This is a genomic window from Sporosarcina sp. P29, from assembly GCF_002743265.1.
Taxonomy (GTDB): Bacteria; Bacillota; Bacilli; order Bacillales_A; family Planococcaceae; genus Sporosarcina.
The window spans coordinates 1-366 of record NZ_PDYX01000146.1 but is presented as its reverse complement, the minus strand read 5'-3'; the positions used below and the strand labels follow the sequence as shown (position 1 = coordinate 366).

The window sequence follows — 366 nt, the reverse complement described above, 5'->3', positions numbered from 1 at the left end:
GCAGCAGGTTTCATCAGTGCGCAGTGGGACGGTACGCTGACGGGCAGCGGCAGAGCGCGTTTCGCGCCTGCAGCTTTACAGGCTGCACCAGCACGTTCAACCGCGTCTTTATGACCGGCGATAACCACCTGGCCTGGCGAGTTGAAGTTAACGGGAGACACCACCTGACCTTCAGCGGATTCTTCACACGCTTTTGCAATCGCAGCGTCATCGAGGCCGATGATAGCAGACATGCCACCGGTGCCTTCAGGTACTGCTTCCTGCATGAACTTACCGCGCAGTTCAACCAGACGCACCGCGTCAGCAAACGCGATAACACCGGCACACACCAGCGCAGAGTATTCACCCAGGCTATGGCCCGCGAGC

1 protein-coding gene is annotated in these 366 nt (G+C 59.3%); it reads right to left on the bottom strand.

All coding sequences use genetic code 11. The features are described from left to right. On the bottom strand, positions 1-366 hold a 366-nt coding region (locus CSV68_RS16965), incomplete at both ends, for an ACP S-malonyltransferase (RefSeq protein WP_483315689.1).